This is a genomic window from Arthrobacter sp. JDC6, assembly GCF_056484025.1.
In genome coordinates this window covers 2,830,017-2,852,543 of sequence record NZ_CM151278.1, presented here as the reverse complement: position 1 = coordinate 2,852,543, position 22,527 = coordinate 2,830,017, and the positions used below count along the sequence as shown (strand labels likewise).

Sequence of the window (22,527 nt, the reverse complement as noted above, 5' to 3'; positions counted from 1 at the left end):
CCAACTTCACCCCAACAGCATCGCGGACCCAGCGACCTGCTTTCCGCACCGAAATCGACACCGAGGATGAGTATGACCACCGCACATGACCTGCCGGTACTTGAACTGCTGCCAGCCGTCGACGTCGTCGACGGCCAGGCCGTCCGGCTGGTCCAGGGCGAGGCGGGCAGTGAAACCAGCTACGGCACCCCCCTTGAAGCTGCGCTGAACTGGCAGCAGCAAGGCGCCGAATGGGTGCACCTGGTGGACCTGGACGCCGCCTTCGGCCGCGGCTCCAACGCAGACCTGCTCCGGGAAGTCGTGGGCCGGCTGGACATCAAGGTGGAGCTCTCCGGAGGCCTCCGCGACGACGAAACACTGGAAGCCGCCCTTGACCTGGGCGTGGCCCGGGTCAACCTGGGAACGGCAGCACTGGAGAACCCGGAGTGGACCCGCCGGGCCATCGAACGCTTTGGCGACAAAATCGCCGTGGGCCTCGACGTCCGCGGAACAACCCTCGCCGGCCGCGGCTGGACCAAGGAAGGCGGGGACCTCTGGGAGGTCCTTGGCCGTCTCGAAGAGGCCGGCTGCTCCCGCTACGTCGTGACCGACGTGACCAAGGACGGCACTCTGCAGGGCCCCAACGTCGAACTCCTCCGCCAGATGGTGGAAAAGACCGGCAAGCCGGTTGTGGCTTCCGGCGGCATCTCCAGCCTGGACGACCTGAAGGTCCTCCGGTCCCTGGTCCCGCTGGGCGTGGAAGGCGCGATTGTGGGCAAGGCCCTGTACGCCGGAGCCTTCACGCTGCCCGAAGCCCTCGACGTCGCCGGCCGGCGCTGACCCGGCGGACATCGACCCCATGCCTAACGTCGAGGAGCCAGGGCGGCAGCCAGCACGCCAGCTGCCCGGACATATCGCGGCAGCCCTGTCCGGCGCTGGTGGCGCCACGGATTCGGCGGGCCAGCCATGGGCAGGACGCAGCCTGGCCGGTGACGACGGCAGGATCCACAACTTCGAGGACGACGACGGAACGGCCGACGCCGGTTACCTCGCCGCCCTGGACGCGCTCCGGCAAGGGGCAGGCGATGAAGCGGGCGTCGTGGCCGCCCTGGCAACGGCCCGGGTCTTCATTCCGATTGTGGCGCAGCTGGCTGAAGAGTCGGAAACAGCCCACGGACTGCACGCTGACAAGCAGGCGGACATGGCGCTGGTAACGCTGAAGGCGGCTGACGGCAGGACTGCCCTCCCCGCCTTCACCTCGGCCGCCGCGCTGGCCGCCTGGCATCCCGAGGCCCGGCCCGTCGCCGTGTACGCCGCGCGGGCTGCCCTCTCGGCAGTCGCCGAAGGCGCCGAGCTCCTGGTCCTGGACCCGGGCGCCGACGTGACGTTCGTGGTGCGCCGTCCGGGGGTCTGGGCATTGGCAAAGCAGCACGACTGGACCCCCTCCTACAACGACCCCCAGCTGGCCGATGAAATGGCGCGCGCGGCCTCCGGGTTCGCCGCCATCCGCAGCATTGGGCTTATGCGGGGCAGGGGAGTGGCTTCCCGTGCTGCCGATGGCGCGGTAGTCCCTGGCGGGGGTGCCGGGCCGGAACTTCAGGTGGTGCTGTACCTTGAGGACGGCCTGGACGCCGCCGGTGTCCAGGAACTGGTGGCCAACCTCCAGGCGGAGTGGTCGCGGAATGTATTGTTTGGGGAGCGCGTCGACTCCTTGGAAATCAAACTGAGGCGCGCTCCCGACTAGACGCAGCCGGATGGGTGATCCCCGCCAGTGCTGCGGCATACCCTGAAGGACCGTTTCGTGAATTTCGCTCTCTACCGGGAGTTGCTCGCCGTCCGGCCAATCCGCCGGCTGCTGCTGGTTGGCATGATCGCCCGCATCCCGCACTCAGCGGCCGGGGTGCTCCTGACCCTGCACATCGTCCTCACCCTTGGCCAGGGCTATGCCGCGGCCGGTGCCGCCGCAGCGGTCATGACCATCGGTATTGCCCTGGGCGCCCCGTGGCGCGGCAGGCGCGTTGACACCGTAGGGTTGCGGACCGCACTCATCCCGTCCGTGATCTCGGAGACGCTGATCTGGTCTGTGGTGCCGCATGTGTCCTACCAGTGGCTCCTCCCACTGGTCTTCGTGGGCGGCCTGCTCACGCTGCCAATTTTCAGCGTGGTCCGGCAGTCCCTGGGCGTCCTGGCGGAGGGCGACCAGCGCCGCACCGCGTTCGCCCTAGACGCCATCACCACCGAAATGGTGTTCATGATCGGGCCGGCCGCCGGCGCCGTGGTGGCCACCAGTGGATTTACCGTTGCCGGGTTGACCGTGGTGGGCGTGGCCACGTCCCTGGCAGGGCTGTCCCTCATGTGGTTCAACCCGCCCACCCGCAGTCCGGCGCAAACCGCCGAATGCGCCGGGGATGAGCAACATGCCGCGGAAGCTGCCGTGGTCGCCACCGCTCCGGCCCACGTCCAGGAAGCCGCCGCGGAACTGTCACCGGCCGGGACGGCCGGCCGTGCGGCAGAGGGACTGCGCGGAAGGCTGGCGGGCGGCTTCGCATGGTTCACCGCAACGGTCGCGGCACTCTTTGCCGTTGCCGCCGGCGCCGGCATGGTCCTGAGCGGTACCGACGTTGGCATCGTTGCGGCGCTGGAAACCGGAGGCCGCCAGAGCGAGATCGGCATCGTGTTCGTCTTCTGGTGCGCCGCCTCGGTGGTGGGCGGACTCATCTACGGCGCCATGCACCGGCCCATCCCGCCTGTCATCCTGCTGCTGGGAATGGCGGCGCTGACGCTGCCCATGGCCTTCGCCCACGACACCTGGACGCTGGCACTGGTTTCCATCCTGCCCGGCATGCTCTGCGCTCCCGTCCTCTCCGCAGCCTCCGAAAAGGTCGCGGACCTGGTGTCGGAGGAACGGCGCGGGGAGGCGATGGGCTGGTACGGCTCAGCCCTGACCGCCGGTGTTGCCCTCGGCTCGCCGCTGGCCGGCATCTTCATCGACCTCATGGGACCGTCCGGGGGTTTCGTTTCGGTTGGCGCCGCCGGCGTCGTGCTGTGCCTGGTGGGCCTGGCCCTCCAGCAGCGCCGCCGAAAAGCCGCCGCCTGATATTTCCGTCCGCCGCGCTGAACGGCAGGTACGGAGTGGCCGGTCAAGCCCCGGGTGCTTTGCCTGGAAACGACGACGGCGGGACGACCTTGAAAGGCCGTCCCGCCGTCGGACGCTGCTTGGGTGGGTTCTTCCTTAGTTCACTGCGCCGGTGTACTTTTCGCCGGGGCCCTTGCCCGGTGCATCCGGAATCAGCGACTCTTCACGGAACGCCAGCTGGAGGGACCGCAGCCCATCGCGCAACGGTCCGGCGTGCTGCGAGCCGATTTCGGGGGCAGCTGCCGTCACCAGGCCGGCCAGGGCGGTGATCAGCTTCCGGGCCTCGTCCAGGTCCTTCAGCTCGGCCGCGTTGTCTTCTGCGGCCAGGCCAAGCTTTACCGCGGCTGCGCTCATGAGGTGCACGGCGGCCGTGGTGATGACCTCGATGGCGGGGACTTCCGAGATGTCCCGGATCTGTTGTGAAACGTCTGCGCCTGCGTCACCGGGCTCGAAGACGTACGAATTACTGTCTGAGGTGCTCATACTGGTAAGCTTGACACAGACCGACTGGATGTCGTTATTTCAGGGATTGTCCCAAACGATCAGGTTCCCAACAGCGCTTTTGCGGCGTTGACGGGAATTTTTTCTGTAGAATGGCTTCCAGTTTGCAAGCGGAGTTCTCTCCCACCCGCGTCAGCCGCTGTCCCAGGCGTTCATTTGGAACCTGCAGGGGACGTAAGGTTGCCGGGTATCTGGTTGGGCATGGACCGGCACACGCCGGGACTGTGTGCGTGCAGCCCTGACGGGGTTGCCGAGCCAACCTATCTGAGGCCTTCGATTGCTCCGGCAATTGGGGGCCTTCTCTATTTGCCGGACTCAACAACAAACACAGGAGCTTTAACATTAGCGAGCCAAGAATCAATGAGCGTATCCGCGTCCCCGAGGTGCGGCTGGTCGGCCCTGCAGGTGAACAGGTAGGAATCGTCCGTATTGAGGATGCCCTGCGACTGGCTGCCGAGTCCGACCTTGATCTCGTTGAAGTTGCACCTCAGGCGAAGCCTCCGGTGTGCAAGCTGATGGACTTCGGCAAGTACAAGTACGAGGCCGCGGTCAAGGCACGTGAGGCCCGGAAGAACCAGACGAACACTGTTCTGAAGGAAATTCGTTTCCGGTTGAAGATCGACACCCACGACTACGAGACCAAGCGCGGCCACGCCCTGCGCTTCCTCGGTGCCGGGGACAAGGTCAAGGCCATGATCCAGTTCCGTGGCCGTGAGCAGCAGCGTCCGGAGATGGGCATCCGCCTGCTCCAGCGCTTCGCGGACGACGTCGCCGAAGTTGGCGTGGTGGAGTCCAGCCCCCGCATTGACGGCCGCAACATGGTCATGGTGGTTGGGCCGCTGAAGAACAAGGCTGAAGCCAAGGCTGAGGCACGGCGCGCCACGCAGCGGGCCGAGGCCAAGGCCCAGAACGAAGCCAAGGCTTCCGGACGCGTTGACACGTCCGGCGAGGACCAGGCCCCCTTGACGCAGTCACTGGCGGACCTGCTGCCCGAAGGTTTCACCGTCTCCACGGAGCCGGAGGTTGTAGCCGAGGACAACGCCCCCGCCGAGGCGCCCGCTGTTGAGGCACCCGCTGTTGAGGCACCTGAGCAGGAAGCTCCGAGGCAGGAAGCCCCCAAGGCTGCTGCGCCGAAGCAGGAAGCTCCGAAGCAGGAAGCCCCCAAGGCTGCTGCGCCGAAGCAGGAAGCTCCGAAGCAGGAAGCCCCCAAGGCTGCTGCGCCGAAGGCCGCTCCGGCTCCCAGGCCTGCAGCTGCCGCCAAGCCGGAAGCCGCCGCGCCGGCGGCACCGAAACCGGCCGCTGTGCCTGCACCACCCAAGCCGGTGGCCAGGCCTGCTGCGCCGAAGCCTGCTGCGCGCCCTGCCCCCAAGGCAGCGCCGAAGCCGGCCGGCAAGAAGACCAACTAGTTCACAGCTGCCGGGGTACGCCTCCGGCAGTCAGCAACCAGCATGCTGCCCGCAGGGGTGGCTGCGCGATAGAACTGCGGCCCCCGGGCCTGCAGAAACGTAAGGAGATCGGTTCCCATGCCGAAGATGAAGACCCACAGTGGTGCTAAGAAGCGCTTCAAGCTGACCGGCAGCGGCAAGCTGCGCCGCCAGCAGGCCAACCGCCGCCACTACCTGGAGCACAAGTCCTCCCGCCTGACCCGCCGCCTTGCCGGCGACCGGATCGTCTTCAAGGGCGACGCCAAGGTCATCCGGAAGATGCTCGGCATCTAATTTCCAAGTTCTATGAGGGGCCGCCGCCTGGCGGTCCGTCACCTGCCAAACAGCATTCTCAGGCCGCCGGTTCACCGGCAGTAGATGCTTGGGATCAGATTTTCGAAGGAGTACGCACGTGGCACGTGTGAAGAGGGCGGTCAACGCCCACAAGAAGCGCCGGGTTGTTCTTGAACGCGCAAAGGGTTACCGCGGACAGCGTTCGCGCCTGTACCGCAAGGCCAAGGAGCAGCTGCTGCACTCGTTTGTGTACAGCTACGGCGACCGCAAGAAGAAGAAGGGTGACTTCCGCCGCCTGTGGATCCAGCGCATCAACGCTGCGTCCCGCGCCAACGGCCTCACCTACAACCGCCTCATCCAGGGCCTGAAGGCCGCCGAGGTCGAGGTTGACCGCCGTATGCTGGCCGAGCTTGCCGTCTCTGACGCCAACGCCTTCGCCGCGCTGGTCCAGGTGGCCAAGGACTCCCTTCCGGCAGACACCTCCGCCAAGAAGGCAGCCGCAGCCTAGGCAAGCAGCTTCCGCCCCTCGCCTGAGGGGCCCGTTCAGGAACTGGTGGCAGCAGCTACTACAGTTTTCTGTATGAACGAAACCGGGCGCCCGCAAGACCTTCCACTTTCCAACCCCCGAGCTGATCGGGTCAGGGATGTGGCAAAGCTTGCAGGGCGCCCGGCCCGTTTAAAGCGCGGGCAGTTCCTGGCCGAGGGCCCGCAGGCCGTCCGTGAAGCACTCAAGCTCCACCAGCAGCGCCTTGCGGCGGGAGGTCCCGGAGTAGTGACTGAGGTCTTCGCCAGCGAAAGCTGCCTTGACCGTTTTCCCGAATTTGAAGAGCTCTCCGAGGGCACCAGCGCACGGCTGGCCACGGATGAGGTCCTGGCAGCCATGGCGGACACCGTCAACCCGCAGGGGATAGTGGCGGTCTGCAGGTTTGTGGACGTGGCTCTGGCGGACGTGCTCGACGCCGGGCCCCGCCTGATTGCCGTGCTCTGCCAGGTGCGGGACCCGGGGAACGCGGGAACGGTCCTGCGTGCGGCCGATTCCGCTGGTGCCGACGCCGTGGTGTTCACGACGTCCAGCGTGGACATCTACAACCCCAAGGCCGTCCGGTCCACCGCAGGTTCGCTGTTCCACCTTCCGGTGGTGCTGGCCGCCGATCCCGCGGAACTGGCTGCAGCCTGCAAGGCCCGCGGCATCGGCATCCTGGCCGCCGACGGCTACGGGCAGCTGGACCTTGATGTCCTGCAGGACGAGAACGCCCGGCGCCGGCTCACCGGAACAGGGCCGGAGTCTGTGTACGACCTCGCCGGTCCCACGGCCTGGTTCTTTGGGAACGAGGCGCAGGGACTCTCCGCGGAGGAGCTGGAACTGGCCGACCACCGGGTGGCCGTTCCTGTCTACGGCGCCGCCGAGAGCCTCAACCTTGGGACGGCGGCCACGGTATGCCTCTACGCCAGCGCCCGCTCCCAGCGCCGTGCGGCAGCTGCAGTGGGGCAGGAACAGGCCGGATAGGGACGCGCCACGGCCGGGAACTTCGGGGAAAGGCCAGGGACCTTCTAAAAAAAGAAAGGCCCCGGAAGTCCGGGGCCGATGGGGTGTTGGTAGACAGAGTGATCAGGGTGCGCGGGTTGCTTTTCCGCGTCCGGTGACTGCTCCGTAGATGCCGGCGACAAGCAGGCCGCCGACGATAGCGAGAATCCAGGTGCCGAGGTCGAAGAAGGCAAGATCGCCCTTGTTGAACAGGAGGCTGCCAATCCAGCCGCCAACAATGGCACCGACGACACCGAGGATGAGGCTGGTGACCCAGCCGCCGCCGACCCGTCCGGGCATAACGGCCTTAACGATGGCCCCGACTATGAGGCCCAAAATAATCCAAGCAAGAAAACCCATGTCTCCTCCTTATTGTGACCGGGATTAATAGTCCCGATGAGGCTCAAGCTAACATAAGCCCCCTGCAAAGTCAGTAGCTCGGGTGACGGCGTTGCTGCATCGTTAGGACAGCGCGGGCCCCCGTTTTCGGGGCTCCGTGCGCATAACCTCAGGCAGCCAGCGGCCTCTTGCGTTCGAGCAGGCCGCTGAGGAGCGCGACGCCGAAACCAAGGACGGCGAGGCCGGCGCCGACCAGCGCCGGGGCAACAAAGCCCCACCCGAGGGCGATGACAAGGCCGCCGAGGAAGGCTCCCAGCGCGTTGGCGACGTTCAGCGCGGCATGGTTGAGGGAGGATGCCAGCGATGGGGCATCCGGCGAGGCGTCCAGCAGCCGGGTCTGCAGAGCGGGGATGAGCATGGAACCGGAAGCTCCCACCACAAACACCATGACCATGGCGCTCCACTGCCAGTGCGCCGCCACCCCATAGACCACCAGAGCCACGGCGATGGCAGGGAGAACCCGGTACAGGGTGCCCATGACGGATTTGTCAGCGAGCCTGCCGCCGACGACGTTCCCGGCCACCATGCCAAGACCGTAGAGCGCCACCACAAGGGGGATCAGGGTGGAGGGGATGCCGGCCACGGAGGTCATGGTGTGGGCGATGTAGGTATAGGTGGCGAAGAAGCCGCCGAAACCCACGATGCCCACCAGGAGTGCCAGCCATACCTGGAGCCGTTTGAGGGCCCCGAGCTCGCGCCGGATGCTCGCGTCGGGGTGGGCGTGCTGGAAGGGGACGAATTTCCACACCATGGCCAGTGCCAGCAGGCCGATGGCACCGACCAGGACAAACAGCAGGCGCCAGCCGAAGGTCTGTCCCAGCCAGGTGGCGAACGGTACTCCCACGACGTTGGAGACGCTGAGCCCGGCCATGACCATGGAGATGGCCCAACCGCGCCGTGTGGGCGGAACGAGGGAAGCCGCGATGACGGCTGCAACGCCGAAGAACGCTCCGTGCGGCAGGCCGGCGGCAAAGCGGGACACCAGCATCCAGCCATAGTCGGGGGCAACGAATGACGCCAGGTTGGCCACGGTAAAGAACAGCAGCAGCCCCAGCGCCAGTTTCTTGCGGGGGAGCCTGGCGCCGACGGCGGCCAGCAGCGGAGCGCCTACCACTACCCCCAGCGCATAGGCGGAGATCAGGTTGCCGGCCTGCGGAGTGGTAATTGCCAGGCCCTGCTCCACTTCCTTGAGCAGGCCCATCATGGTGAACTCGGTGACGCCGATGCCTACGCCGCCCATGGCCAGGGCGAAAATCGCCATGCCGATGTTGGGGGTCGTGCTGCGGGTTGCCGTGGACGGGGAAAGAACGCTGCTCATATTCCTGCTTCTTGAAACGTGGGACTCGCAAGGGACGGATGCCACGGCAGTGGGGCAGGACGGTCCGGACAGTGTGGCAAACCCCGGCTGGGCAGGACGTATTCCCGGCAGGAACTGTTCCTAAGGCGGGAATGCTGTTCCCGGACACTCCATTGTGGCCCATAGAATGACCCGGTGACTGGACTGATTCAGGTTGTGGGCGGAGCTGTGGTGGACCGGCTGGCCAATCCGGCGGCCCTGTTGGTGGCACGGCGAAGCGCGCCGGAGCACCTGGCGGGGCTGTGGGAGTTCCCCGGCGGCAAGGTGGAGCCCGGGGAGGAACCCGAAACGGCGCTGGTGAGGGAGCTGGCTGAGGAACTGGGAATCGGCGTGCGCCTGGGACTGGAACTTCATGCGGAAACACCGGCTGGCTGGCCCCTCAATGACCGGGCCAGTATGAGGGTGTGGTTCGCTGAGGTGACCCACGGCGAACCATTGCCCCTTGAAGACCATGACGAACTGCGCTGGGTGGACCTGCGGGACCGGGAAGCTGTCCTCACCTTGCCGTGGATCCCCGCCGACTATCCGATTGTCCATGCGCTGCTGGAATCCGTGGGATCGTCGCTGGGCCGGAGCCGCTAGAAAAGCGCGTCCTGCTGCGAGGGCCGGGACGAAGAAGGGACGCCGGGGGGCCCGGCATTCGTGCCGGCCGGAATGCTTCCTGCCGGGTACTGCGCTTCCTCGGCACGGGGATCGTCCAGGTCCCGGTGGCTGAAGCCGGACGAATGCGAAAACCCATGGCGTGCCTTGAAATAGCGGACCCTGCCGGCCAGCCAGGTGCGGTACTCCTTGGAGGCGTAGGAACCCGTCCCGTACAGGCGCCGGTAGCGGCCGGCCAATTCGGGGTGGTGTTTGGCAATCCACTGCATGAACCACTCCCGGGTGCCAGGTTTCAGGTAGAGGGCGCCGGCCGTAACGCCGGTGGCCCCGGTAGTGGCCAGGGAAGCGAAGAGGGAATCAAGTGCTTCGTCGCTGTCCGACAACCACGGCAGGATGGGCATGGCCATGACGCCGCATGGCAGTCCGGCCTCACGTAAGCGGGAGACGAGTTTCAGCCGGGCCCTGGGTCCTGGGGTACCGGGTTCGATGGCCTCCGAGAGGGCCTCGTCCGTCATGGCCAGGGAAATGCCCAGCCCCACGGGCACCTGCGTGGCAGCCCTTTTGAGCAACGGGATGTCCCGCGCCAACAGCGTTCCCTTGGTGAGGATGGACAGGGGAGTGCCGGATTCCGCCAAGGCGGCAATGATGCCGGGCATGAGCCGGTACCGGCCCTCGGCCCGCTGGTAGGGGTCTGTATTGGTACCCAGCGCCACCTGCTGGCGTGTCCAGGATGCCTTGTTCAGTTCCTTGCGGAGGACCTCCGCGGCATTCACCTTCACCACCACCTGGCTGTCAAAGTCCATCCCGGCGTCGAAATCCAGGTAGGTGTGGGACTTGCGGGCGAAGCAGTAGACACAGGCATGGCTGCAGCCGCGGTAGGGATTGACGGTCCATTCGAAAGGCATCTTTGACCCTGCCGGGACCCTGTTGAGCACCGATTTGGCGGTGACCTCGTGGAACGTGATGCCGGCGAACTCGGGGGTGGTGACGGAACGCACCAGTCCTGCCAGCGGAAGCAGCGCCGGAGCAGCGGCACCCGCGGTGTCAGGCGTATCGGGTACCAGTGCCTGCGCTTCCCATCTCATGGTTCCATTCGAAAACATGTTCGAATGGAAGTCAAGGCGCCGCGCGCGGATACCAGCCGGTCGCCCAAAGGTACCGGCCGGTGGAAGGGGGCGGCCTACTGCTCCAGGGCCCACGTGGCGGTCACGGTCGCCTCCACCCGGTTTGCGCCCGGTTCCACCGTCATGCCCTCCGGGGCCGAGGCCCGCTGCATGCCCGCAAGTGGAACCGGACCCGGCGCCGGGCGCTGGTCCGTCACTGACAACACCGGTCCCAGGCGGGCGGAGGCCAACGCTGCGTACTGCCCGGCAGTGCGGAGTGCGTCGTGCCAGGCGGCTTCCCGGGCCTCAGCCCGGACGGCGGTGTCGTCGGAAAGGACCAATTGCAGGTTGTTCAGCCGGGCGGAATCCCCGGCCGCGTCGACGGCCGCGGCAATGGTGGCGGACGCGGTGGCGATGTCCCTGAGCCGGACCGTGACGCTGCTGGCCGCTACGTACCCCACGAGCTTTTGGCCCTCGCCGTCCCGCCAGGCGAGGTCGGCGCGGACGCTCATCCCCGCTGAGCGGATATCGGCCGGTGCAACACCGTGGCCGCGGAGGACCGAGCCCATCATGGCCAGGCCTTCCGCGGCCGCCGCATACGCCTCCTCCGCCGATCCGGCACGGCACTCGACGCCCACCGAAACCAGCATCAGGTCAGGGGGTGCCTCCGCCCATCCCGTGCCCGTGGCGGTGACTGTTCGCGCATTCCCGTGCGCGGGGGCTTCCGGGCCCATCACGCGCGCCTCGACGCAGTGGGCGGGTAGCCGCCGGCCGCCAGCCCGGCCCGGCGCTCAAAGATGTTGCCCGTTCCCGGATTTCCGGTGCGCAGCACCGACCAGCCGGCGGCTGCCAGGTACAGGGGGATGAAGGGCAATCCGAGGCACCACGCGTACTGGGTGCAGTGCCCTTCCTCGTGTCCCAGGAGTGCGGGCCGGGACAGCAGCTCACCGGCCGTGCTCCGGCACAGCACGACGTTCCCAAGGGTGTAGGCGTGCGCGAACGGCAACCGCCAGCGGTAGCCTGCGGCTATGATCAGGCCGCGGGGGCCCCGGCTGATCTGCGTCCTGGCGGCGAGCGCGACGGCGAGCCCGGCCAGGGTGCTCCCGTTCAGGAGGTTCGCTGCCCGCCTGAGCCGCTGGGCCGTCGTCGGGCCGTGAAAGGTACCCGCGCGCTGCCGCAAAGTCATGAGGCCATGGTAGCCGGAGGGTTCAACTAGACTGGAGGGCAGTGGCCGCCGGTCCTGCCGGCGAGCCCTGACCTGGTCATTGAATGACACTGACGTTCAGCGCATTCATCCATGACCTGCCAGCGACGGACGCGCCGGGCGGGAAACCGCCAACGGCTGCCCCGGCCGCCGGCAGCCACGACTCGTAGCTAAGAACAGTAGATGACTGAAACTTTGCCGGGCGCCGCCATCCCGAACCCCACGGATGAGGCCGCCATCAACGCCGCTGTAGATCAGGCCATCACCGCCATCGCCGGTGCGGCCACCCTTGACGAGCTGAAGGCGGTGCGCCTTGCCCACAGCGGCGAGAAGTCCCCGCTGAGCCTTGCCAACCGTGAGATTGGCCGCCTGCCCAAGGACCAGAAGGCGCTCGCCGGGAAGCTGATGGGCGCCTCCCGCGGCCGGGTCAACAAGGCGCTCGCCGACCGCACGGCGGTACTGGAAGCCGAGAACGACGCCAGGATCCTGGTCGAGGAAACTGTGGATGTCACCGCCGCTCCGCGCCGCCGTCGTGCAGGTGCCCGCCACCCGCTCTCCACGCTGCAGGACCGCGTGGCGGACATCTTCGTGGGCATGGGCTGGGAAATCGCCGAAGGCCCCGAGGTGGAATCCGAGTGGTTCAACTTCGACGCCCTGAACTTCAAGCCGGACCACCCTGCCCGCGAAATGCAGGACACCTTCTTCGTGGAACCGCCTGAAGCCCACCTGCTGATGCGGACCCACACCTCCCCGGTGCAGGTCCGGTCCATGCTGGAACGCGAGGTTCCCATCTACGTGCTGTGCCCGGGAAAAGTGTTCCGCACGGATGAACTGGACGCGACCCACACCCCGGTGTTCCACCAGTTCGAGGGCCTGGCCATCGACAGGAACCTCAGCATGGCGGACCTGCGCGGCACCCTTGAGCACTTCGCCCGGCAGATGTTCGGCGATGAAGCCCAGATCCGGCTGCGCCCCAACTACTTCCCGTTCACGGAGCCGTCCGCCGAACTGGACATCTTCCATCCCGGGGCCAAGGGGGGCCCGGCGTGGATCGAGTGGGGCGGCTGCGGCATGGTCAACCCCAACGTCCTGCGCGCCGCCGGCATCGACCCGGACGTCTATTCAGGTTTTGCCTTCGGCATGGGCATCGAGCGCACCCTCATGTTCCGTAACGAGGTGGGGGACATGCGCGACATGATCGAAGGCGATGTACGGTTCAGCGAGCACTTCGGGATGGAGATCTAACAGTGCGTATCCCACTTTCCTGGCTGCGTGAATTCGCGGCCGTACCGGCCGATGCAACGGCCGAAGACGTCATGGCCGAACTGGTCAAGGTGGGCTTCGAGGAAGAAGCGGTCCACCGCCCCACGGACACGCTGAGGGGCCCTGTCGTGGTGGGCCAGGTCCTGAGCCTGGTCAAGGAACCCCAGACCAACGGCAAGACCATCAACTGGTGCCAGGTCCGCGTTGTCCCCGAAGGGCAGGAGCAGACCCTCACCGGGGACGGCATTGACCCCTCCGGCGTCCAGGGCATCATCTGCGGCGCCCACAACTTCGTTGAGGGCGACAAAGTGGTGGTCACGCTTCCGGGTGCCGTGCTGCCCGGCGACTTCCACATTTCGGCCCGCAAGACCTACGGCCACCTGTCCGCCGGCATGATCGCCTCAGTCCGCGAACTGGGCATCGGCGAGGACCACGACGGCATCCTGGTGCTGTCCCGCATCGGGCTGGACCCGGAAGTGGGCACCGACGCCATGGAACTGCTGGGCCTCTATGACCAGGCCGCGGAAATCAACGTCACCCCGGACCGCGGGTACGCCTTCTCCATCCGCGGGGTTGCCCGCGAGTACGCCCACGCCACCGGCACCGCCTTCACGGACCCTGCCGCGAAGGTCGACGCCCCGGCAGAGCTGTCCGGGGGTTACGGCGTCAAACTCAACGACGACGCCCCCATTTACGGCAAGCCCGGCTGCGACCGCTTCGTGGCACGCACCGTGCGCGGCGTTGACGCTACCCGCCCCACCCCGCCGTGGATGGTGTCCCGGCTCCGGCTGGCAGGCATCCGCTCCATCTCCCTGCCGGTGGACATCTCCAATTACGTCATGCTCGAGCTGGGCCAGCCCACGCACTGCTACGACCTGGACAAGCTGTCCGGCGACATCGTGGTGCGGCGTGCCTCCGCAGGCGAGAAGATCACCACCCTGGACGGCAAGGAGCGCACCCTTGACGCCGAGGACCTGCTGATCACCGACAATTCGGGCGCCATCGGCATTGCGGGCGTCATGGGCGGCGCCACCACTGAGGTGAGTGACTCGACGTCGAACGTCCTGGTGGAAGCAGCGCACTTCGACGAGGTGTCCATTGGGCGGTCGCGTCGCCGGCACAAGCTGCCCTCCGAGGCGTCCAAGCGCTTCGAGCGCGGGGTTGACTGGCAGGTGGCGGGCGTCGCCGCCCAGCGCGTGGTGGACCTCCTGGTGGAACTGGCCGGCGGCACCGCCGACGAACCCGGAACCGACGTGGGCACGGCTCCGGAAACCATCACCATCGGGCTGCCCGCCGGCTTCGCCGCTGCCCGCATCGGCGTCGACTTCACCGAAGAGCAGATCGTCACCTCCCTGGAGGACCTGGGCGCCGTCGTGGAGAAGAACGACGGCGGCTGGAGCGTTACGCCGCCCACGTGGCGCAGCGACCTGGAGACCAAGGAAGACCTGACCGAGGAAATCGCACGGCTGGTGGGCTACGACAAGATCCCGGCCACCCTGCCGGTGGCCCCTCCGGGGCGCGGACTCACCCGGATCCAGCAGCAGCGCCGGCGCCTGATCCAGTCGCTGGCCGACGCCGGCCTGACCGAGGTGCTGTCCTACCCGTTCGTGTCCAAGGCCGCCAACGACACCTTTGGCGTCGCCGAGCAGGGTGCCCAGCGGAGCGCGGTCAAGCTGGCCAACCCCATCAGCGAGGAGCAGGGCTACCTGCGCACGTCCATCCTGCCGGGGCTGATCGAGGTGGCCAAGCGCAACCACTCGCGCGGCTTCCGCGACCTCGCCCTGTTCGAATCGGGCCTGGTGTTCCTTCCCGCCGGGACCGTGGGCACTGCCTCCATCCCGCCGCTGGGCGCCAAGCCCGCCGACGAGGTGCTCGACGCACTGTACGACGGCGTCCCGGACCAGCCGTTCCATGTGGCCGCCATCCTCACCGGCCACGATTCCCCGGCTGCTGCCGGCCATACTCCGCGGACGTGGGACTGGGCCGACGCGCTGGATGTTGCCCGCCTTGCGGGCGACGTCCTCGGCGTCGACCTTGTGGTCACGCAGGGCAGCCACCAGGCGTTCCATCCCGGCCGCACCGCCCGGCTCGCACTGCGGACGGGAGAGACCGTGGGGTACGCGGGCGAACTGCACCCCAAGCTGCTGGCGGCCTCGGACATGCCGGCCCGTTCGGTGGCACTTGAACTCAATGCCGACGCCCTGTTTGAGGCGGCACCGGATGTGATCGTGGCCCGCCACATCTCCACGTTCCCGGTGGCGACGCAGGACGTTGCACTCGTTGTTCCCGCCGACGTGCCCGCGGACGAGGTCCTTGGTGCGCTGCGTGAAGGCGCCGGTGAGCTGCTGGAGGACGTCGCGCTGTTCGATGTCTACGCAGGCAAGGGCATCGAGGAGGGCAAGAAGTCGCTGGCCTTCGGCCTCCGCTTCCGCGCCGCTGACCGCACCCTCACCGCTGACGAAGCCTCGGCCGCGCGTGAGCAGGCAGTTGCCCTGGCCGCGGAACGGTTCGGAGCCGTCCAGCGCTAAGCAGGACAAACTCCTGAACCACGGAAGTCCCCGCACCCTTGAATGGGCGCGGGGACTTCTTCATTATCCGGCGAAGCGGGGTTTCCCTACGGCACCAGGAGAACCTTTCCGGTGGTTTTCCGGCCCTCAAGGTCACGGTGTGCCTGCCCGGCCTGGCTCAACGGGTAGCGGGCCCCGATGCGGACCTTCAGGCTCCCGCCGGCGGCCGCTGCAAAGACCTCGTCGGAGCGCCAGCGCCGCTCCGCGGCATCCCGCAGGTAGTGGCCCATGGTGGGCCGGGTGAGGAACAGGGAACCCCCGGCGTTGAGGCGCTGCGGGTCAAATGGCGGGACCGGGCCGGAGGCTGCGCCGAACAGCACCAGCATTCCCCGGACACCAAGGGCGTTAAGGGAGCCGTCGAACGTATCCTTACCCACGCCGTCGTACACCACGTCCACGCCCTTGCCGCCGGTGAGCTCGCGCACGTGGTGCGGAAAACCTTCGTAGCGCAGCACATGGTCCGCGCCGGCCTCAAGGGCGAGGGCCTTTTTCCCGTCATTGGACACGGTAGTGATGACCCGGGCGCCCTTTGCCTTGAGCAGCTGGATGAGCAGCAGTCCAACCCCGCCGGCCCCGGCGTGCAGCAGCACGGTGTGCCCGGATTCCACCTTGAAGGTGGAATTGACCAGGTAATGCGCGGTGATGCCCTGGAGGGGAAGGGCGGCGGCGGTGAAGACATCCAGGCCTTTCGGTACCGGCAGTGCGGCGTCCTCATCCACCAGGGCGTAGTCCGCGTAGCAGTTGAGGCCCTCGGCCGTGGCTATCCGGTCGCCCACGGAGAAGCCGGTGACGCCTTCGCCCACGGCTTCCACCGTCCCTGCGGCTTCCGTGCCGGGGGTGAAGGGGTACTGGACTTTGTAGGTCCCGCTGCGCTTGTAGGTGTCGATGAAGTTGACGCCGGCCGCCCCGACTTTGAAGAGCACCTGGCCCGGCCCCGGAGCGGGTGTTTGAACCTCGGCGTAGTCAAGGACTTCCGGTCCGCCTGCCTGCCGTGCGACGATTGCATGCGTCATGGCTCTCCTTTCGCGGGTCCCGGCGTTTCCGGCCCCGGCTGCCGAGACCATCCTAGGGACACCGCAGACCGGCACGGCAAGTCCCGGCGTCACCGCAGGCCTCAAGGACGGCCATGCATAAATATCGGCATCAATGCATAACTATTGCTGTATAGTCGAAGCATGACTATTTCTGTTGCGGTTTCGGGTGCCAGCGGCTACGCCGGGGGAGAGGTCCTTCGCCTTCTGGCGGGGCACCCCGGTGTGACCATCGGTGCCATCACAGCGCACAGCAATGCCGGGTCCCGCCTCGGCGAACTGCAGCCGCACCTGCATGAACTGGCCAGCCGCATCCTTGAAGACACCACGGTGGAGAACCTCTCCGGCCACGATGTCGTCTTCCTGGCGCTGCCGCACGGTGCTTCCGCCGAGATCGCCGCCCAGCTTCCCGAAGGGACAGTTGTCATCGACGCCGGCGCCGACCATCGCCTTGAAGACCCCGCCGCGTGGGAGAAGTTCTACGGCTCGCCCCATGCCGGCACCTGGCCCTACGGACTCCCGGAGCTGCCCGGCCAGCGGGAAGCCCTCAAGGGCGCCAAGCGCATCGCCGTTCCCGGCTGCTACCCAACGTCCGCCCTCCTGGCGCTGACCCCCGGCTTCGCTGCGCACCTGCTGGAGCCCGACGACGTCGTGATCGTTTCCGCCTCCGGCACCTCGGGCGCGGGCAAGGCCGCCAAGGTCAACCTGATCGGCGCTGAAGTCATGGGCTCCATGAGTCCCTACGGCGTGGGCGGTGGACACCGGCACACCCCCGAGATCGAGCAGGGCCTCTCCAACGCGGCAGGGGAAAAAGTCAGCGTTTCCTTCACGCCCACCCTTGCTCCCATGAGCCGCGGCATCCTGACCACCGCCACTGCCAAGGTCAAGGCGGGCACCACCGCAGCGCAGCTGCGGCAGGCATGGACCGAAGCGTACGACGACGAGCCGTTCGTCCACGTGCTGTCCGAGGGGCAGTGGCCCGGGACCAAATCGGTCCAGGGTTCCAACCACGCAGCCATGCAGCTGGCCTTCGACGCCCACACGGGACGGGTGGTCGTCACCTGCGTGATCGACAACCTGACCAAGGGCACTGCCGGCGGAGCCGTGCAGTCCATGAACATCGCACTCGGCCTGCCCGAAACCGCCGGCCTCAACCTGCAGGGAGTAGCTCCGTGACCATCACCACCCCCCAGGGATTCCGGGCAGCAGGCGTCACCGCCGGACTCAAGGCCTCCGGCAACCCGGACCTCGCCCTGGTCGTCAACGACGGACCATCCAAAGCCGCCGCCGCCGTGTTCACCAGCAACCGCGTGGCCGCAGCCCCCGTGCACTGGTCACGCCAGGTGGTCTCGGACGGCCGCGTGGATGCCGTCATCCTCAACTCCGGCGGGGCCAACGCCTGCACCGGTCCCACGGGCTTCCAGAACACCCACAGCACCGCGGAGAAAGTGGCCGAGGTCCTGGGCATCTCAGCCACCGACGTGTTCGTCTGCTCCACCGGCCTGATTGGCGAGCAGCTGCCCATGGACAAGATCCTGCCGGGCGTCGAGGCCGCTGCAGCAGCACTCAGCACCGACGGGGGACCGGACGCCGGCACGGCCATCATGACCACCGACAGCGTGCCCAAGTCGGCCCTCTTCATCGGCACCGACGCCGACGGCCAGGAATTCAGCATCGGCGGCATCGCCAAGGGCGCCGGCATGCTGGCCCCCGGCCTGGCCACCATGCTGGTGGTCCTCACCACGGATGCCGTGGTGCAGCCCGAAATGCTCGACGTCGTCCTCCGCGACGCCACGCGGGTTACGTTCGACCGCGCCGACTCCGACGGCTGCATGTCCACCAACGACACGGTTGTCCTGCTGGCTTCCGGCGCTTCCGCGGCTGTGCCCTCGGCCGAGGATTTCGGTGCCGGGCTGACCAAGGTCTGCGCCGAGCTGGCCCGCAAACTGATCGCCGATGCCGAGGGCGCCAGCCACGACATCGCCATCCGCACGTTCAACGCTGCCAGCGAAGCGGACGCCGAAACCGTCAGCCGCTCCGTGGCCCGCTCCAACCTGTTCAAAGCGGCCATTTTCGGCAAGGATCCCAACTGGGGCCGCGTGCTCTCCGCGGTGGGCACCACGGACGCCGCCTTTGAGCCAGACCAGCTCAACGTGGCCATGAACGGCGTCCAGATCTGCCGCAACGGCAGCATCGGCGACGACCGCAGCCTGGTGGACCTGGAGCCGCGCGAAGTCCTGGTGGAAATCGACCTGCAGGCAGGCGATGCCGAGGCCACCATCTGGACCAACGACCTCACCCATGACTACGTGCACGAGAACAGCGCCTACTCCAGCTAGGGCCCCTCCAGCCATTGCCCGCCAAGGCATAAACCGCTGCGGAAAGTGACAACATGAACACCCAAACGCGTGAAACCACCAGCATGTCCGCTGCCCAGGACAAGGCGGCAACCCTGATCGAGGCGCTGCCCTGGATCCAGCGGTTTGCCGGCACCACCATGGTGATCAAGTACGGCGGCAATGCCATGGTGAACGACGAACTCCGCCGCGCCTTCGCCGAAGACATCGTCTTCCTCCACCATGTGGGCATCCACCCCGTGGTGGTCCACGGCGGCGGCCCGCAGATCAACTCCATGCTGGGCCGGCTGGGCATCGAATCCGAGTTCAAGGGCGGCCTCCGGGTCACCACGCCCGAGGCCATGGATGTGGTCCGCATGGTCCTCACCGGCCAGGTGGGACGCGAACTGGTGGGCCTGATCAACTCCCACGGGCCCTACGCCGTGGGCATGTCAGGTGAAGACGGCGGGCTGCTGCGCGCTGTCCGCACCGGCACCGTGGTGGACGGCGAAGAGGTGGACCTCGGGCTGGTGGGCGAGGTGGTGGGCGTCGACCCCGCCGGCATCGTGGACATCCTCGACGCCGGCCGCATCCCCGTGATCTCCACGGTGGCCCCGGAAATTGTCGACGGCGGAGAAAGCGTGGCGGGGACCGCGCGGTTCCAGCCCACGGGCCAGGTCCTGAACGTCAACGCGGACACCGCAGCGGCCGCCGTCGCCTCGGCGCTGGGCGCTTCGAAGCTGGTGATCCTCACCGACGTTGAAGGCCTCTACGCCAACTGGCCGGACAAGACTTCCCTGATCTCCTCCCTCACGGCGTCGGAGCTGCGGGAGATGCTGCCCAGGCTCGAGTCCGGGATGATCCCCAAGATGGCGGCCTGCCTCAAGGCCGTTGACGAGGGCGTGGAACGGGCACACATCGTGGACGGGCGCCTGGCCCACTCCATGCTTCTGGAAACATTTACGACGGCGGGCATCGGCACCCAGGTAGTCCCGGACGAGGAGATCAACGGATGAACACGGTTGAAAAGCCTTCAGTCACCGAGTTGGTGGAAACCACGGGCCACGCAGGCTCCGAGTGGCTCTCGCGCTACTCCAGTTCGCTGATGAACGTGTTCGGCACGCCGCAGCGGGTCCTTGTCCGCGGTGCCGGCTGCCTGGTGTGGGACGCCGACGGCAAGGAATACCTGGACCTGCTGGGCGGGATCGCCGTTAACGCCCTGGGCCACGCCCACCCCTTCGTGACGTCAGTCATCGCCAGCCAGCTGGCCACACTGGGCCATGTCTCCAACTTCTTTACCAGCCCCACCCAGGTGGCGCTGGCCGAAAAACTGCTGGAACTGGCGCACGCTCCTGCCGGCTCCAAGGTGTTCTTCAGCAACTCGGGCACCGAAGCCAACGAGGCCGCCTTCAAACTTGCCCGCCGCAATACCGGCGACGGTACGGTCAAGCGGACCACCATCATCGCCCTCGAGGGCGCGTTCCACGGCCGGACCATGGGCGCCCTGGCCCTGACCGCCAAGGAGGCCTACCGGGCGCCCTTCGAGCCGCTGCCCGGTGGCGTGGTGCACATCCCGTTCGGCGATATTTCTGCGCTGGAGGCAGCAGTGGACGAAACCGTGGCCGCCGTGTTCCTGGAGCCCATCCAGGGTGAGGCAGGTGTGCGCCCCCTGCCGCCGGGCTACCTGAAGGCCGCGCGGGAGGCCACCAGCAAAGCCGGCGCCCTGCTGATCCTGGACGAGGTCCAGACCGGCATCGGCCGCACCGGCAAGTGGCTCGCCAGCGAGGATGCGGGGATTGTCCCTGACGCCATCACCCTGGCCAAAGGGCTGGGCGGCGGATTCCCCATCGGTGCCCTGATCACCATGGGTGGGCAGACGTCGTCGTTGTTGTCCGCCGGCCAGCACGGCACCACCTTCGGCGGAAACCCGGTGGCCACGGCAGCCGCCCTCGCCACCCTCCACGCCCTCGAAAGCCAGAACGTCCTGGCCAACGCCACGGCCGTGGGCGAACACCTGCGCTCCGCACTGGCCGCGATCCCCGGCGTCACCGAGGTCCGGGGTGAAGGGCTGCTGATCGGCTTCGACCTCGACGCCGACGTAGCACCGGCCGTCGTGCAGGCGGCCCTCGACGCAGGCTTCATCGTCAACAGCCCGGGCCCGCGGACCATCCGCCTGGCCCCGCCGCTGATCCTCACCACGGCACAGGCCGACACGTTCCTCGCCGCATTCCCGGCAATCCTCCAGACAGCTAAGGACGCCCAGTGACCACCGCAACCCGGCACTTCCTCAAGGACACCGACCTCAGCCCCGCCGAACAGGCGGAAGTCCTGGAGCTCGCCGCCCGCATGAAGGCGGCCCCCTACAGCGTCCAGCCGTTCGCCGCTGAAGGCAGCGGCCGCAAGACCGTGGCCGTGATCTTCGACAAGACCTCCACCCGGACCCGGGTCTCATTCGCCACCGGCATCGCGGACATGGGCGGCAATGCCCTGGTCATCAACCCCGGCGAGGCGCAGATCGGGCACAAGGAATCCGTGGAGGACACCGCCAAGGTGCTCGAACGGATGGTCTCCACCATTGTGTGGCGCACCGGCGCCCACGCCGGCCTGGTGGCCATGGCGGAGAACTCAAGGGTTCCCGTCATCAACGCCCTGTGCGATGACTACCACCCGTGCCAGCTCCTGGCGGACCTGCTGGCCGTCAAGGAACACAAGGGCGACCTCAAGGGACTCACCATGAGCTACCTCGGCGACGCCGCCAACAACATGGCCAACTCCTACCTGCTGGCCGGAGTCACCGCCGGCATGCACGTCCGCATCGCCGGCCCGGAGGGCTACCTGCCGGCCGCGGACATCGTGGCCGCGGCTGAGGAGCGCGCGGCTGAGACCGGCGGTTCCGTGCTCATCACCACCGATGCCAAGGAAGCACTGAAGGGTGCCGACGTCGTGGCCACCGACACGTGGGTCTCCATGGGGCAGGAAGCCGAGAAGGAGGCCCGGCTCCAGCTGTTCCGGGACTACTCCGTCGATTCGGACGCCATGGCACTCGCCGCGGATGACGCCGTCGTGCTGCACTGCCTCCCGGCCTACCGGGGCTACGAAATCTCCGCCGACGTCATCGACGGCCCGCAGTCCATCGTCTGGGACGAGGCGGAAAACCGGCTGCACGCCCAGAAGGCGCTGATGGCCTGGCTGATGCACCGCTCGGGCCTGGCCTTCGTTGACGGCCTTTCCCCCGTCGAGGGCACCGGAGAGAGCACGTTCTAGTGTCCGCCCAGCCGTCCTCCCCGGGCACCAGCCCGGCCACCAAGACCGCCCGGCAGGCGCGCATCACCGCCATCCTCACCGGGCAGTCCGTGCGTTCCCAGGCCGAGCTTGCGGCGCTGCTGGCCGACGACGGCGTGCAGGTCACCCAGGCCACGCTGTCCCGCGACCTGGTGGAACTGGGCGCCGTCCGCGTCCGCGGCAAGGAAGGCGTCCTGGTCTACGCCGTTCCCGGCGAAGGCGGCGAGCGGGCCGCAAAAAGCGGCGTGACGCAGGAGATCCTGGATGCCCGGCTGGCCCGGCTGTGCAGCGAACTGCTGGTCGCCGCCGAAGCTTCGGCCAACATCGCGGTCCTGCGCACTCCGCCCGGCGCCGCGAACTTCCTGGCCCTGGCCATCGACCACTCGGTGATGCCGTCCATCCTGGGCACCATCGCCGGGGACGACACCGTCCTGTTGGTCTCCCGCGACCCGCTGGGCGGACCGGACCTGGCAGCCCGCTTCCTGCAAATGGCAGAAGAAGCCGGGCAATAAGCTTGAAGACAACG

At 67.4% G+C, this 22,527-nt stretch carries 23 protein-coding genes; 16 read left to right on the top strand and 7 right to left on the bottom strand.

The window, feature by feature from the left end; translation table 11 throughout:
* Positions 1 to 72: 72 nt before the first annotated feature.
* The 3 genes from priA to ACV095_RS13240 are packed head-to-tail and all read left to right on the top strand — an operon-like array spanning position 73 to position 3,076.
* Positions 73 to 819 (top strand): bifunctional 1-(5-phosphoribosyl)-5-((5-phosphoribosylamino)methylideneamino)imidazole-4-carboxamide isomerase/phosphoribosylanthranilate isomerase PriA, encoded by a 747-nt coding sequence (gene priA / locus ACV095_RS13250; RefSeq protein WP_144600339.1) that lies wholly within the window; start codon positions 73 to 75, stop codon positions 817 to 819.
* 19 nt (positions 820 to 838) lie between these two features.
* Positions 839 to 1,723, top strand: a complete 885-nt coding sequence (locus tag ACV095_RS13245) for an SseB family protein (protein WP_478222050.1) — start codon at positions 839 to 841, stop codon at positions 1,721 to 1,723.
* A gap of 57 nt (positions 1,724 to 1,780) precedes the next feature.
* On the top strand, positions 1,781 to 3,076 hold the full coding sequence (locus ACV095_RS13240) for an MFS transporter (protein WP_144600335.1): 1,296 nt from the start codon (positions 1,781 to 1,783) through the stop codon (positions 3,074 to 3,076).
* A gap of 135 nt (positions 3,077 to 3,211) precedes the next feature.
* Here the strand turns inward: ACV095_RS13240 and ACV095_RS13235 are convergent, their stop codons facing one another.
* Complete coding sequence (locus tag ACV095_RS13235; RefSeq protein ID WP_018771577.1) at positions 3,212 to 3,598, bottom strand: DUF1844 domain-containing protein; 387 nt, start codon at positions 3,596 to 3,598, stop codon at positions 3,212 to 3,214.
* Positions 3,599 to 3,999: 401 nt separating this feature from the next.
* Between ACV095_RS13235 and infC the strand changes: the two genes are divergently transcribed.
* The 4 genes from infC to ACV095_RS13215 all read left to right on the top strand — a co-directional run bounded on the left by infC (position 4,000) and on the right by ACV095_RS13215 (position 6,841).
* Positions 4,000 to 5,022 carry a translation initiation factor IF-3 gene (gene infC / locus ACV095_RS13230; protein ID WP_478222049.1) on the top strand — a complete coding sequence of 341 codons (1,023 nt, stop codon included), beginning with the start codon at positions 4,000 to 4,002 and terminating at the stop codon, positions 5,020 to 5,022.
* Positions 5,023 to 5,139: 117 nt separating this feature from the next.
* On the top strand, positions 5,140 to 5,334 hold the full coding sequence (rpmI, locus tag ACV095_RS13225; protein ID WP_018771575.1) for a 50S ribosomal protein L35: 195 nt from the start codon (positions 5,140 to 5,142) through the stop codon (positions 5,332 to 5,334).
* Positions 5,335 to 5,452: 118 nt separating this feature from the next.
* Positions 5,453 to 5,842 (top strand): 50S ribosomal protein L20, encoded by a 390-nt coding sequence (rplT, locus tag ACV095_RS13220; protein ID WP_018771574.1) that lies wholly within the window; start codon positions 5,453 to 5,455, stop codon positions 5,840 to 5,842.
* A gap of 72 nt (positions 5,843 to 5,914) precedes the next feature.
* A complete protein-coding gene (locus ACV095_RS13215) occupies positions 5,915 to 6,841 on the top strand; it encodes a TrmH family RNA methyltransferase (RefSeq protein WP_478222048.1) in 927 nt (308 codons plus the stop codon).
* Positions 6,842 to 6,943: 102 nt separating this feature from the next.
* On the opposite strand, the gene ACV095_RS13210 is transcribed toward ACV095_RS13215, so the two are convergent.
* Both ACV095_RS13210 and ACV095_RS13205 read right to left on the bottom strand, forming a co-directional pair.
* Positions 6,944 to 7,219 (bottom strand): GlsB/YeaQ/YmgE family stress response membrane protein, encoded by a 276-nt coding sequence (locus ACV095_RS13210; protein WP_018771572.1) that lies wholly within the window; start codon positions 7,217 to 7,219, stop codon positions 6,944 to 6,946.
* Positions 7,220 to 7,367: 148 nt separating this feature from the next.
* On the bottom strand, positions 7,368 to 8,576 hold the full coding sequence (locus ACV095_RS13205; RefSeq protein WP_478222047.1) for an MFS transporter: 1,209 nt from the start codon (positions 8,574 to 8,576) through the stop codon (positions 7,368 to 7,370).
* A gap of 174 nt (positions 8,577 to 8,750) precedes the next feature.
* Between ACV095_RS13205 and ACV095_RS13200 the strand changes: the two genes are divergently transcribed.
* Positions 8,751 to 9,197: a (deoxy)nucleoside triphosphate pyrophosphohydrolase gene (locus ACV095_RS13200; protein WP_056390889.1), complete on the top strand. Its 447-nt coding sequence runs from the start codon at positions 8,751 to 8,753 to the stop codon at positions 9,195 to 9,197.
* On the opposite strand, the gene ACV095_RS13195 is transcribed toward ACV095_RS13200, so the two are convergent.
* The 3 genes from ACV095_RS13195 to ACV095_RS13185 all read right to left on the bottom strand — a co-directional run bounded on the left by ACV095_RS13195 (position 9,194) and on the right by ACV095_RS13185 (position 11,504).
* On the bottom strand, positions 9,194 to 10,300 hold the full coding sequence (locus tag ACV095_RS13195; RefSeq protein WP_478222046.1) for an Rv2578c family radical SAM protein: 1,107 nt from the start codon (positions 10,298 to 10,300) through the stop codon (positions 9,194 to 9,196). The genes ACV095_RS13200 and ACV095_RS13195 overlap by 4 nt on opposite strands.
* Before the next feature lie 95 nt (positions 10,301 to 10,395).
* Positions 10,396 to 11,052: an SIMPL domain-containing protein gene (locus tag ACV095_RS13190; RefSeq protein ID WP_478222045.1), complete on the bottom strand. Its 657-nt coding sequence runs from the start codon at positions 11,050 to 11,052 to the stop codon at positions 10,396 to 10,398.
* On the bottom strand, positions 11,052 to 11,504 hold the full coding sequence (locus ACV095_RS13185) for a hypothetical protein (RefSeq protein WP_478222044.1): 453 nt from the start codon (positions 11,502 to 11,504) through the stop codon (positions 11,052 to 11,054). The genes ACV095_RS13190 and ACV095_RS13185 overlap by 1 nt, the downstream gene beginning before the upstream one ends.
* A gap of 201 nt (positions 11,505 to 11,705) precedes the next feature.
* Here ACV095_RS13185 and pheS point away from each other — a divergent pair, with 201 nt between their 5' ends.
* Positions 11,706 to 12,767 carry a phenylalanine--tRNA ligase subunit alpha gene (pheS, locus tag ACV095_RS13180; protein ID WP_018771566.1) on the top strand — a complete coding sequence of 354 codons (1,062 nt, stop codon included), beginning with the start codon at positions 11,706 to 11,708 and terminating at the stop codon, positions 12,765 to 12,767.
* A 2-nt stretch (positions 12,768 to 12,769) separates the two neighbouring features.
* Positions 12,770 to 15,313: a phenylalanine--tRNA ligase subunit beta gene (gene pheT / locus ACV095_RS13175; protein ID WP_478222043.1), complete on the top strand. Its 2,544-nt coding sequence runs from the start codon at positions 12,770 to 12,772 to the stop codon at positions 15,311 to 15,313.
* 86 nt (positions 15,314 to 15,399) lie between these two features.
* Here the strand turns inward: pheT and ACV095_RS13170 are convergent, their stop codons facing one another.
* Positions 15,400 to 16,365, bottom strand: coding sequence for a quinone oxidoreductase family protein (locus ACV095_RS13170; protein WP_018771564.1), 966 nt, complete (start codon positions 16,363 to 16,365; stop codon positions 15,400 to 15,402).
* Positions 16,366 to 16,527: 162 nt separating this feature from the next.
* Between ACV095_RS13170 and argC the strand changes: the two genes are divergently transcribed.
* The 6 genes from argC to ACV095_RS13140 are packed head-to-tail and all read left to right on the top strand — an operon-like array spanning position 16,528 to position 22,513.
* Positions 16,528 to 17,559, top strand: a complete 1,032-nt coding sequence (gene argC, locus ACV095_RS13165; RefSeq protein ID WP_478222042.1) for an N-acetyl-gamma-glutamyl-phosphate reductase — start codon at positions 16,528 to 16,530, stop codon at positions 17,557 to 17,559.
* Positions 17,556 to 18,722: a bifunctional glutamate N-acetyltransferase/amino-acid acetyltransferase ArgJ gene (gene argJ / locus ACV095_RS13160; RefSeq protein WP_056391324.1), complete on the top strand. Its 1,167-nt coding sequence runs from the start codon at positions 17,556 to 17,558 to the stop codon at positions 18,720 to 18,722. The genes argC and argJ overlap by 4 nt, the downstream gene beginning before the upstream one ends.
* Positions 18,723 to 18,775: 53 nt before the next feature.
* On the top strand, positions 18,776 to 19,735 hold the full coding sequence (gene argB / locus ACV095_RS13155; RefSeq protein WP_018771561.1) for an acetylglutamate kinase: 960 nt from the start codon (positions 18,776 to 18,778) through the stop codon (positions 19,733 to 19,735).
* Positions 19,732 to 20,985, top strand: a complete 1,254-nt coding sequence (locus ACV095_RS13150; protein WP_478222041.1) for an acetylornithine transaminase — start codon at positions 19,732 to 19,734, stop codon at positions 20,983 to 20,985. The genes argB and ACV095_RS13150 overlap by 4 nt, the downstream gene beginning before the upstream one ends.
* Entirely contained in the window at positions 20,982 to 21,983 is a 1,002-nt protein-coding gene (argF, locus tag ACV095_RS13145) for an ornithine carbamoyltransferase (RefSeq protein WP_018771559.1), read from the top strand. The genes ACV095_RS13150 and argF overlap by 4 nt, the downstream gene beginning before the upstream one ends.
* On the top strand, positions 21,983 to 22,513 hold the full coding sequence (locus ACV095_RS13140; RefSeq protein ID WP_478222040.1) for an arginine repressor: 531 nt from the start codon (positions 21,983 to 21,985) through the stop codon (positions 22,511 to 22,513). Before argF ends, ACV095_RS13140 begins: the two co-directional genes overlap by 1 nt.
* The last annotated feature ends 14 nt before the right edge of the window (positions 22,514 to 22,527 follow it).